General features: G+C 48.6%; 10 protein-coding genes. 4 read left to right on the top strand and 6 right to left on the bottom strand.

All coding sequences use genetic code 11. From position 1 onward, the window contains the following. Positions 1 to 113: 113 nt before the first annotated feature. From KME12_12980 to nadD, 3 genes are all read right to left on the bottom strand, one after another. Positions 114 to 428 (bottom strand): cupin domain-containing protein, encoded by a 315-nt coding sequence (locus KME12_12980; GenBank protein MBW4488695.1) that lies wholly within the window; start codon positions 426 to 428, stop codon positions 114 to 116. 222 nt (positions 429 to 650) lie between these two features. Beyond that, a complete protein-coding gene (locus tag KME12_12975; protein MBW4488694.1) occupies positions 651 to 1,664 on the bottom strand; it encodes a type I glyceraldehyde-3-phosphate dehydrogenase in 1,014 nt (337 codons plus the stop codon). Between the two features lie 399 nt (positions 1,665 to 2,063). Beyond that, a complete protein-coding gene (gene nadD / locus KME12_12970) occupies positions 2,064 to 2,759 on the bottom strand; it encodes a nicotinate (nicotinamide) nucleotide adenylyltransferase (GenBank protein ID MBW4488693.1) in 696 nt (231 codons plus the stop codon). Positions 2,760 to 3,266: 507 nt separating this feature from the next. Between nadD and KME12_12965 the strand changes: the two genes are divergently transcribed. The 3 genes from KME12_12965 (at position 3,267) to KME12_12955 (ending at position 6,468) form a co-directional block, all read left to right on the top strand. Next, positions 3,267 to 4,829, top strand: coding sequence for a UDP-N-acetylmuramate--L-alanine ligase (locus tag KME12_12965; GenBank protein MBW4488692.1), 1,563 nt, complete (start codon positions 3,267 to 3,269; stop codon positions 4,827 to 4,829). 135 nt (positions 4,830 to 4,964) lie between these two features. Further along, positions 4,965 to 5,984: a UDP-N-acetylmuramate dehydrogenase gene (murB, locus tag KME12_12960; GenBank protein MBW4488691.1), complete on the top strand. Its 1,020-nt coding sequence runs from the start codon at positions 4,965 to 4,967 to the stop codon at positions 5,982 to 5,984. Positions 5,985 to 6,123: 139 nt separating this feature from the next. Continuing rightward, positions 6,124 to 6,468 carry a YbaB/EbfC family nucleoid-associated protein gene (locus KME12_12955; protein MBW4488690.1) on the top strand — a complete coding sequence of 115 codons (345 nt, stop codon included), beginning with the start codon at positions 6,124 to 6,126 and terminating at the stop codon, positions 6,466 to 6,468. 194 nt (positions 6,469 to 6,662) lie between these two features. On the opposite strand, the gene KME12_12950 is transcribed toward KME12_12955, so the two are convergent. Beyond that, the gene (locus KME12_12950; GenBank protein ID MBW4488689.1) at positions 6,663 to 7,976 is read right to left on the bottom strand and encodes an SGNH/GDSL hydrolase family protein; all 1,314 of its coding nucleotides are present in this window, start codon (positions 7,974 to 7,976) and stop codon (positions 6,663 to 6,665) included. Between the two features lie 319 nt (positions 7,977 to 8,295). Between KME12_12950 and KME12_12945 the strand changes: the two genes are divergently transcribed. Continuing rightward, complete coding sequence (locus tag KME12_12945) at positions 8,296 to 8,802, top strand: low molecular weight phosphotyrosine protein phosphatase (protein MBW4488688.1); 507 nt, start codon at positions 8,296 to 8,298, stop codon at positions 8,800 to 8,802. 8 nt (positions 8,803 to 8,810) lie between these two features. Here the strand turns inward: KME12_12945 and KME12_12940 are convergent, their stop codons facing one another. After that, positions 8,811 to 9,494, bottom strand: coding sequence for a response regulator transcription factor (locus tag KME12_12940; protein ID MBW4488687.1), 684 nt, complete (start codon positions 9,492 to 9,494; stop codon positions 8,811 to 8,813). A 620-nt stretch (positions 9,495 to 10,114) separates the two neighbouring features. After that, positions 10,115 to 11,158, bottom strand: a complete 1,044-nt coding sequence (locus KME12_12935; GenBank protein MBW4488686.1) for an isochorismatase — start codon at positions 11,156 to 11,158, stop codon at positions 10,115 to 10,117. Positions 11,159 to 11,402 lie beyond the last annotated feature (244 nt).

Genomic DNA, 11,402 nt, shown 5'->3' with positions numbered 1-11,402 from the left:
GTTAATTGCGGGGCTGGTAAGTTCTCGCGTCGAACATAGTTCACCTACCGCCCCACAATTAACGCGCCATTCATCTCACACCAAATCGAAGATTATGGTGTGAGGCTTTTGTCTTATCCAGCTAAATCGATAGAGCCGTTGTTAGTGATCTCATGGACCTCTCCGGGTTCAACGGCAATACAAGTACCCGGTTGTAGTGGGTAATTCTGACCATCAATGTGAATCACCCCTGACCCAGATTCCACAAAAAAGACTTCACTCATATCTTGATGAGCATGGGCAGTTGCCACTTGGCCTGGTGCAAAGTAAGCTTGGGCGAAGTTGATCAAGTGAGGTAGGTCGTGTGACCGTAGCATCACCTTTTTCTGAATCGCTGGGTTATGGGAAACCTGTTCTTCGGCTAGGTTGCTGAGGGAGGTGAGTTTCATCCTTGGCAAGTTGCTGGTTACGACAACAGCAGATTCCCACAAAAAGGGACGCTCTGATCGAACGTCCCAGGTCTGAATGTAGATAACGGTTGCTTTAGTAGATGGAGTCGTGATGACTTGGCGATCGCCTGATGTCTAAGTTCTAATTCTAGGTTAAAGAACTTGTTTCAGGCTAGAGAGCTTGCACCAAATGATCATTAGCTAGAGCGCATCAGCGTCTGTCTAGCCTTGCCATTTCTCGCCTACAGTTTCAGCGAGGTCAACCACACGTTGGCTGTAACCCCACTCGTTGTCATACCAAGCTACAACTTTCACCATGTTGCCGCCCATGACCATCGTCAGTTCAGCGTCCACGATAGAGGAAGCATCAGTACCCCGGTAATCGGTAGAAACCAATGGCAGATCGCTATAAGCCAAGATACCTTTCAATTCGCCTTCAGAAGCAGCTTTCATTACTTCATTGACTTGCTCAGCGATCGTGTTCTTCTCAACTTCAACCACCAAATCCACGATTGAAACGTTGGGGGTAGGGACGCGCAGAGCAATACCGTTGAGTTTACCTTTGAGTTCGGGCAGAACCAGTGCTACCGCTTTAGCCGCACCAGTGGTGGTTGGCACAATGTTCATTGCAGCCGCACGAGCCCGACGTAGATCCCGGTGGCTAGCATCCAACAACCGCTGGTCGCCAGTGTAGCTATGGGTGGTGGTCATGGTGCCTTTGACGATGCCGAAGTTCTCATGCAGAACCTTGGCAACAGGAGCTAAGCAGTTGGTGGTGCAACTCGCGTTACTGATAATGACATGCTTGACAGGGTCATAGTCTTTATCGTTTACACCGACTACGAAGGTGCCATCATCTCCTTTACCAGGAGCTGTAATCAATACTTTCTTCGCACCCGCTTTTAAGTGCTTAGAAGCTCCGTCACGGCTAGTAAAAACACCAGTGGATTCAATCACCAAATCAATATCCCATGCTGCCCAAGGCAGGTTTTCTGGGTTGCGGTCAGATACACACTTGACGGTTTTACCATTAACAGTGATGGAGTTGTCATCGGCGCTGATATCAGCATCGAATTTGCCCAACATGGTGTCATATCTGAGCAGGTGGGCATTGGTTTTTGGGTCAGAGGTATCGTTAATAGCGACTACTTCGATATGGCTATTTTCTCTGCCGATCCAGCATCGCATGAAGTTACGTCCGATGCGTCCAAAGCCGTTGATCGCTACTCTAATCACTGCGTCTTGCCCTCTGTAATACTAAAGTCGGATAGCGAGTAATGACCCAGATCATATCGCAAAGGATGCCGATTTCGAACTCACAGTCAGTTCCCCAGCACCCGCTGAAAATTTTGATAAATGAGTGAATTCAAGATATTTTCCGGATTTAACTAGAAATTCACCAATTTCAATTCTTAGTCGTTTGTTCGCGAAGGCCCCTTGGGTTTCAGCCAGTTTTGACTCAGGATCTCAAGCTATTTTGTCCTGAAGGGATCACAAAGACAAGAGCTACAAAATGGATTAGATCAAGGAAACTGCTGGGGAACTAATAGGGAGAGCTTGACTTAGAAAAAAGCGGTCTTGCACAACAAACCCACAACCAACGTTAAATCCTAAATTCTGATTTGGCGATCGCGCTTAGCCATCCTTCAGATAAAGGTGATGGGCAATGATATAAGTTCTAACTGCTTCTGGAACTAGATAGCGAATAGAGCGTTTCTCTCGACAATATTGGCGAATCAAGCTAGAAGAAACTCCCAACATAGGCATGGGTAGCCGTTGGCAGCGGATGGTAATAGATTGCTGGGCCATGAAAGCGATCACCTGTTCACAGCTCGCGATCATTTCCGCCGTCCAGCCCAGCTCAGTGTTTAGAGATGTCAAAGCATTACCTAGACTACAGGAATCTGGGCTACAGGAATTAGGAGGCTGGAGCCGAGGAGCGACTAACCATTCACAGGTGGCAGCTAATTCGATATGGCCATACCAGCGTGGCAACGTTCGGAAGGCATCCAAACCAATAATCCAGTACCACTGAACTTGTAGATAAAGTTTCTGTAAATCTTGCAGAGTCGCGATCGCATAAGAAGGCCCCACTCGATTAGCCTCAACCTGGGTGGCGCTGAAAACGGGGTGATTGGCGATCGCTCGTTGCACCATTTGCAGGCGATGCTCAAAACTCAATCCGAGTTGCTGAGATTTGTGGGGTGATAAGCGGGTCGGCACCCAAATCACTTGGTCAAGGGCGGCTTGCTGTAAGGCTGCCTCAGCCAGGACTAGATGACCCCAATGAATTGGGTCAAACGTCCCCCCAAAAATGGCCACTTTCTGCATACTAAACTAGGTGCTTTTCTAAGCGTCAAGTCGCTTGAATCCTAAACTCAGTTACCGTTCTGTAACACTGCGTTGCTGAAATCCTGAAACCAGCTAAGCGCACTTACTGATCTCCGTACAAACCCTAGTTGCAACGATAAAGGCTAGTTGTAGGATGCAGGAGATTTGGTAGAAAACCGAGGGATTCCTAGAAATTTCTGCAGGTTCCAACAGGGAATCGTCTTAATCAAGCCCAACCCTATACAAGCCTAGTGATTTGGTTCTAGCTATGTTTTTTCAGGACATTTCCGGATCTGTAACGCCCTTGACGAGTAAAGATAAAAACAGTCCTAGGGTTACAAAAACCCTTAAATGGGAGCAATAGGAACAACTAATTTGGAGTGATAAAGCTTCAAAAAGACGTTCTTTCTCTAAAGAAGTAAATGCTTGGCGACCTATATCGCGAAAAAGCAATTCTTGATATGATATCGCGTGTTATTGGTGTGGTGTGGTGTGTAAGGAGCTAAAATGCTGAACTCTGTTGATTTCAGCGGGAGGCCGTTTCATTTCATTGGAATTGGTGGAATTGGAATGTCGGCCCTCGCTTACGTTCTGGCAAAACGTAGGCTACCTGTTTCTGGCTCAGATATTCGCTTAAATCACATTACTCAGCGCTTACAAGATTTAGGAGCGCACATTTTCTGGAGCCAAGATGCCACAAATTTAGAATTTTTTCGACAAGCTGAATCGTCTAAAAATGACGCATTACCAGCAGCATCTGTGGCGATCGCGGCGAATAGAGGGGTAGTCCAAGAAACCCTAGCTTCTATCAGTAAGTTATCTAGTAGTGTTGATACGGCCCTGTTACCTCAGGTGATTTGCTCCACGGCAATTAACCCAGCCAATGCAGAATACCGAGCTGCCTTAGAGTTGGGTTGTCCGATTTTTCATCGCTCTGACCTACTAGCAGCCCTAATTCAGGATTACCAAAGTATTTCCGTTGCTGGAACGCATGGTAAAACCACAACCAGCAGCATGATTGGCCATTTGCTGCTAGAGACAGGCTTGGACCCCACAATTGTAGTGGGGGGAGAGGTGAAAGCTTGGGAAGGGAATGCCCGCTTAGGCCAAGGCCCTTACCTAGTTGCTGAGGCGGATGAGTCAGATGGCTCTCTCGTAAAGTTTTCGTCTGAAATTGGCATCGTCACCAATATTGAACTAGATCACCCGGATCACTACAGCACGTTAGACGAGGTGATTTCAACGTTCAAAACCTTTGCCAGTCACTGCAAAACCTTAATTGGTTGCATTGATTGTGCCACGGTTCGAAATGCACTCCAACCACACATCACCTATAGCTTGTATCGAGAATCGGGTGCTGACTACACGGTAGACTGCGTTACCTATCAGGCAAACGGCACCAAGGCTCAAGTCTGGGAACGGGGTCAATTGCTAGGAGAACTCAACCTCAAACTGTTGGGGCAGCACAACCTGAGCAATGCACTGGCAGCGGTTGCGGTAGGCCGACTCTTAAACCTGGACTTTGCCCAAATAGCTCAGGCGATCGCGACTTTTGAAGGAGCTCGCCGTCGCTTTGAATATCGTGGCGAATACAACGACATTTTATTCGTGGATGACTACGCTCATCATCCGAGTGAAATTCGCGCCACGCTAGCAGCAGCCCATCTCCAAGCAACCGAATTGCCCACTGCCCACCAAAGACGAGTCATCGCTATTTTTCAACCCCACCGTTACAGCCGCACTCAAACTTTTCTGGCAGAGTTTGCTGAATCTTTTCAGGATGCTGATGTAGTTGTAGTGACGGACATCTATGCCGCTGGGGAACCCCAACCCGAGAATCTGACAGGTCAACAGGTTGTAGATGCGATCGCGGCCCACCATGATCACGTCGTGTTTCAACCTTCGTTGCCAGCAGTCCAAAGCTTTTTGGATCAAACGCTGCGACCAAAAGACTTGGCTTTATTTTTGGGGGCTGGTAACTTAAACCAAATCATCCCGGAAGTAATGGCCTTTCAGGAGCGTACCGCAAAAAGCATCTCTCAAGAAAGGTGCGATCAAACCTCCTTCTAAGGTTCACTATGAACAATCACCGCATAGCAGTTTTACGATGAATGAAAGATTGCTGTACCAGGATTGGCCACAACCTGAAGAAGCGGAAACCAATCTTTCATCTTAGGCCCGTAGGCATGGAGCAGTTGGACTATCATGACTCTTTCCCAAGATCCGCCTAGCATTCTGAAGCCTTCCACTTTTATCCCCTCTAAAACTAAAGCTGAGGCTGCTCCTCCTAAACCAAAGCCCGACCCCTCACAATACTCACCTATTCGCTTGCCTGCTACTGAGTGTCTGATCAAACCTCAAGTCTCCTTAGCACCCTTCACCTCTTTTCGAGTGGGGGGGCCAGCCGAATGGTTTGTTTCTCCAAGACGAGCAGAGGAAATGCAAGCCAGCATCGATTGGGCTAACCAGGAGGGGTTGCCTGTTACCTTGCTAGGAGCAGGCTCCAATTTGTTAGTCAGCGATCGCGGTTTGCCTGGTTTAATCATTTGTACCAGGCATTTTCGCCACGCCCACTTCGATGCAGAAACAGGTCAAATCACGGCTGGGGCTGGAGAACCGCTAGTTCGTTTGGCTTGGCAAGCCGCAGAACGGGGTTGGGAAGGTTTGGAATGGGCAGTGGGAATTCCTGGCACCCTAGGCGGTGCAGTGGTCATGAACGCAGGGGCACATGGAGATTGCACTGCTGATGTTTTGGTCAATGCTCATGTGCTCTTACCCAATGGCACGACAGAGATTCTCTTGCCTGATGACTTGGGCTTCAACTACCGCACCTCGGCACTACAAGGCGATCGCCGCTTAGTCACCCAAGCAACCCTACAATTAAAACCAGGAGCCGATCCTGCTCAAGTGATGGCAGCCACAACCACTCACTTAAAGCAGCGCCAGACTACTCAGCCCTATCATTTGCCCAGTTGTGGGAGCGTTTTCCGCAATCCTGGCCCGCAAACTGCTGGTTGGCTGATAGAACAAGCAGGGTTAAAAGGACATCGGATTGGGGGAGCGCAAGTTGCTCAGCGGCATGCTAACTTCATCCTCAACTGTGGGGGTGCGACTGCCCACGATATTTTTCAGCTAATTCGTTACGTGCAGCAACAAGTAGAGCAACACTGGTCATTGCGGCTAGAACCAGAAGTAAAAATGCTGGGAGAGTTTCAACTCGCTTAAGCCAACTTGCATCCGGTGGGGCTAGGTAAAAGGTCTGTCAAAGAGAAAGTCTGTCAAAGAGACAGTGAGAGTGGCAGAATAGCAGAGACTAGGAACAACAACCTAATTAGACAAACAACTCGTACCCAATCTAAACGTTATGAGCAAAGGACAGGGATTCGGCTTCGGTCTGGGCAAGATGAAAGAGCTGACCGAAGCATTCAAGAAGGCGCAACAAGTACAAGAAGGTGCCAAACAGCTCCAAGAAGACTTGGAGAAAATGGAAATTGAAGGACAAGCGGGTGGGGGCATGGTGAAGGTGGTCCTCAGTGGCAACCAGGAGCCCCGACGAGTAGAAATTGCAGCCGATGTGCTAGGAGAAGGCGCTGAGGTCGTTTCTGACTTGGTGACTGCTGCCATGAAGGATGCTTATAACAAGTCCACAGCTACCATGCGCGAAAAAATGGAAGAGTTGACAGGTGGCCTAAACCTACCTGGTCTCTAAACCAACAGCATTTAGAAGTCCTACTCGATCCGGGCAAGCAGTTTATGTCTGCTCTCTGCCCGGTTTTGTTGTGTTGACTTTGCAAATGTGCGATCGCCCTTGCCAATGCTAAGTTCGTGGCTGCTTAATTTCTCCTTCTCAATTTCTCGAATTTCTCTCAGGGACGAGTAGGCGAGTAGGCGAGTAGCTCGAATTTAGTAGGGGGAGGGGTTAGGTTGAACTGGGACGTTGAGTAGCTTGGTGATCGTGCCATAAAGCCGATTGGCTAAGACGGCATTGGCTGCATCCGTCAGATGAATCGTGTCCACGAAAGCTTGACCTGAAAAGTTGCCATAGAGATTGTAGAGGTTCAGAGCAGTGACAGTTTTGGGAAATTCTTTCTGAACCTGAAGCATTGCACGCTCCATCTCGGTATAACCTGCCTTCGCCCTTTGGGTATAGGAATCCCCTAACGCTTGCTGAATTTTGGTTTCTTCCGCAGAAATATTTTTGCCAGTTCGGCTGGTGACTTCTGGTTGGAGAGCAACAATCAAAGGAACTTTGGCCGCTGCCGCTAAACGAGCCATTTGCTGGAGATGGCTACGGTAGCGGTTCGCCCGATCCTTTAGCTCGGTTGGATTGCTAGAAATTTGCTCAGCTAGGGGGGCATCGCTACTAGCGGCCACTAAGCTAAGTTCGTCCACCGAGGGTTCAGGTTTGAGCAGCCAATATTGCACGCCTTTGACTAAGTAGGACTGGGTCACCAAATTGCCTAGCTGCTGGCTTAGATGCGCCGAAAAGTGCCGGGGTGCATCTTCTAGCAGAGCCTGGGCTCCGGGTACAGCCACACCTTCCTCGGTACTGGGGAGAAGCAGATCTCGGTAGCCGTCTACAACCACAATCATGTCTGGTTGGTAGGCCAAGACTTGCATGGCGAGTTGGGCTAGTTCATTCCCAGAAGCGTACCCAGGAACCGCTGCATTAATCACTCGATATTTTCCATCTCGAATCCGAGGCGGTAACGCTAAGGCTTTATCAACTTCTTCTTTGTAGTAAGGTAAAACGTCCGGTCGGAATTTTCCTGGGTTCTGTTTCTGCTGCGCAACTTGTTGATTGAGGCTAGCTTCTAATTTGTGGGCAAAGGTAGCCTGGTTATTAGAACTCATTTGCCCAAAGGCTGTAGAACCACCTAGGACAAAAATTCGCGTTTCACCTTTTGGTTTTGCGAGTGGCACTGGGCGATCGCTACGGAACCCTTGCTCGTTTACTTGCCAAAATTCACTTTGCTGCTGACTGACAAGCTTATACCCTGTCACTAGACTAGGCTTAGCTGCTAATTGGCCCTTGACTGGCAAACCATCATAAGGCTGCTGGCTCGCATCCAAAAACCTAAGGCCGTAGGCCGTGGCTTTGGTTGGTTTGCCCTGATAAGCTGCCAATTCGTTACTTTGTCCTGTGACCCCAGCAAAAGTGCGGGCCAAAACCTCTAGAGCAATAAACAAAAGAGGCAGGGTTAATAAGATGATCAAGGGCCAAGGGAGCCGACGTTGTTTTCGATAAGCAGATCTACGGCTAGGCCTAAACATCAAGTACTTTCCTCGTAATACCAATAGTAGCGACCAGTGTTTGCCTAAGTTGAGCAAATGATGCTTGCAAACAATGCAGTCGGAAATTGCACATTCAAGAAGAGTTGCACCCCTAGGGTCAGAAGGTCAAGGTTTAATGTCAGTTCTGCGGACTCATCCCTACCTCTGCAAGGGTTACTGCTCGGAAACCGGAAAGAGTGGTTAATATATTAAGGCTGCTCCCAGCGATCGCTCACAAACCTCAACCACCATGCCTTACAACATGCCTTACAAACTGCTGTTCGTTTGTCTTGGTAACATTTGCCGCTCACCCTCGGCAGAAAACATCATGAACCACCTGATCGAACAGGCAGGGTTGGGCCATGAAATTATCTGTGACTCGGCTGGAACTTCTAGTTACCACATCGGCAGTGCCCCCGATCGGCGTATGACCGCAGCCGCTAAGCAACGAGGCATTGTGCTTCAAGGTCAAGCTCGGCAACTCCAGAAGGAAGATTTTGTAGCCTTTGACCTCATCCTGGCAATGGATCAAGAAAATTACCAAAATATTTTGGCGTTAGACCCAAGCGGAAAGTATCGCGATCGCGTGCGCTTGATGTGTGACTTTTGCACTCACTACTCAGAGCGAGAAGTTCCTGATCCTTACTACGGTGGCTCAGAAGGCTTTAACCATGTGATTGATCTGCTGTTAGATGCTTGTAATGGCCTGTTGCAGCACATTATCACAACGCAACAGTTGGCGGCTCCAGCTTCCAACCAAATGCTCTAAGGGGTGGTTTAGTTCATCAAGCCATGTTCCATCACAAAGCGCACTAGCTCTGCTCGATTATTGGTTTCAGTTTTACGCAATAAGCTGCTGACGTGTTTTTCGACGGTGCGAGGGCTGAGATGCAGGCGATGACCGATTTGAATGTTGGAAAGACCATCAGCCAATAACTGCAAAACTTCTTGTTCCCGCTCAGTCAAGCTCACGGTGGAGAGAGCGGGAGTTGCAGTAAATCTAGATGTGGCGTTGTTTTTCTCCGCTGGCATTTCTGCTTCTTGAGCCCGCGATCGCCGCTCTGCATGAATCATTTCTGTCTGAATCATTTGCGATCGCTCCAGTAGGTTACGGACAACCGCGCCTAGCTCATCCAAGTCAAAGGGTTTGGGTAAATAGAGATCACACCCTAGCTGATAACCCCGAATCCGCTCTTGGATATGGGTGCGAGCTGTGAGAAATATGACAGGTAGCAGCCGAAACTCTAGCTTCTGGCGCACCCGTCTGACTAGCTCATAGCCATCCATTCGAGGCATAGTAATATCGGTCACAATGAGATGAGGCTGGTACTCATCAACCAGCGCTAGCGCCTCTTGACCATTTTCAGCCGTGACGACTGAGTAGCCAGAGAGTTCGAGATAATCGCTGATGGACAGGCGAGTACCGACATCATCATCAGCAACGAGAATCATCAAGGGCATGGGTAGCTAGCACATGAACGCTTAGGGTTGGGACAAATACAGCTTTAAAGTAGGTCAGGATGATACTAAAAGATTGTGATAGACAGTGAGCTTTGAGCCATCAAAGCAGCTTTCCTAGTACTAAGGATATCTAGTGAATGCTGATTGTGCAGGAATGGAGCTAACAGGTTCAATTAAGTTTTCTGCACTTCAGCGATCGCACCTATAGAAAGATCGCACTTTCGTTAAGAAGACCGCACTTAAGAGCAGCAATCCAGGGGATTATGTATCCCAAACAACAAACCAACGCCACCTGAATTGTATATCTTTGGCTCTCAGCATTCATGAGGGGTAGAGATCCAATTCAGCCTGATGATTTGTTACCTTTAGTCTTAGAGTATTTCTCGTGATCGGGAAACCTCCACTGGGAGCGAATTTTCTCTATCTGGCATAGGCGCAGAATTGCATCTGCCAGCAACCCTGACCTTGAGAGATGTGCAGAAATAACGACAGGGATCAATCAAAGCTACCTGCTCTTGAGCAAACAAGGCTCCTTCATCTTAGCTTTTGATCTTTAAGATCTCTAAGGGCACGGGCTAACCCTCCAGCAGGCGGGGCCACAAATCGAGCCAGCACAAGACTTAGAGCACAAAATCAGGCCACAGGTGGAGCGCCTCAGTGGATTTCACCACATGCATACCAGCCGCAGCAAAACGCGCAAAAGCAGCTTCTGCTTGTTCGGTAAAATCGATCACACCTGGGATCACAACCGCAGAGGTACAGTCTTCGAGGAGATACACTTTCTGAGCAAGAGCGGGATTTTGAGCTTGAATCTCATTCAGCAAGTCATCAATCGTCCAAGCGACGCAGTGACTTTTAGCTTGACCTGCGATAATCACCCGATCAAATTCCAGAAGTTTCTGAATTAAACGAGAATTTTTCTCAGCGATCGCTTCACCCCCATGACTCTCTAGCACTTCTGGACGCAGGACAGAGTAATTTTCTGTGAGGGGGTTACTGCCTTTAAGCTCAAAATTGGTTTGGCTGTGGCGAGCAATACAATGAAAAAAGCTGGCTTCCTCTACCGCTGAAACGAGGGCATGACCGATGCCACCCAACATGGAGTGGTAAGGCCAGATCGTGAGGGGGTACTTGCCATCATCACTCAACTGACGGACATAGTGCAGGGCATGATCTTGTAAGGATTGATAGTTACCTGGGTTTAGGCTAGCCGCGATCGCAGGATTCACTTTCCACAGCCCTTGCTGCACATCATTCCAAGTAATCACTGTGGCTGCTGGAGTGGGATGCTCACCTGCTTGGTTCACCCAGAAAATGGGATGAAAAATCTGCATGGCTGTATGCGTGTCCAGGGTGGGAGCAATCTCGCTCAGCACTCCTAAGTTACGGTAAATAAACTGACAGAGCCGCACATTATCATCTACAGCTCCTAGGCCCGATCGTCCACCCACAAATAGCTCAAACCCAGGAACACAAAACGTGTTTTGCACATCAATTGCTAGCAAGCAGATGCGAGCTTGATCTTGAGATGCGGGTTGGAGCTTGTGTTGCTGTGCCCAAGCTTGAGCTTCAGCGGCTCGTTCTTGGTAAGGTACACGCCAAACCTCGCCAACTTTCTGCGGGTCGAAATGGGACGGAATCGGTAGTTGGGTGTAAGTAAGCACAAGCCACCTCTAGAGGACTAGGTCGGTAAGGGCGATCGCAACTGGCAGAAAAGTCAGGCTGGAATATAGCACCAAACTTTCTCGTTCTAGCTCTTTAAGAACTGACCTATATAGCAATCCTAAATGGATTGGAAACAGGGGGTGGGGGCTTCGCCCCCACGCAAGGGTTTTACCCCTGCACCCCATTGAAGAATCAAAAAGGATTGCTATAGCCATGCTAAGTGTTTTATGAGAGAAGCAAGAA

Origin of the sequence: Trichocoleus desertorum ATA4-8-CV12 (assembly GCA_019358975.1) — a bacterium.
GTDB classification, from domain to species: Bacteria; Cyanobacteriota; Cyanobacteriia; order FACHB-46; family FACHB-46; genus Trichocoleus; species Trichocoleus desertorum_A.
This window is presented reverse-complemented; position numbering and strand designations above follow the sequence as displayed.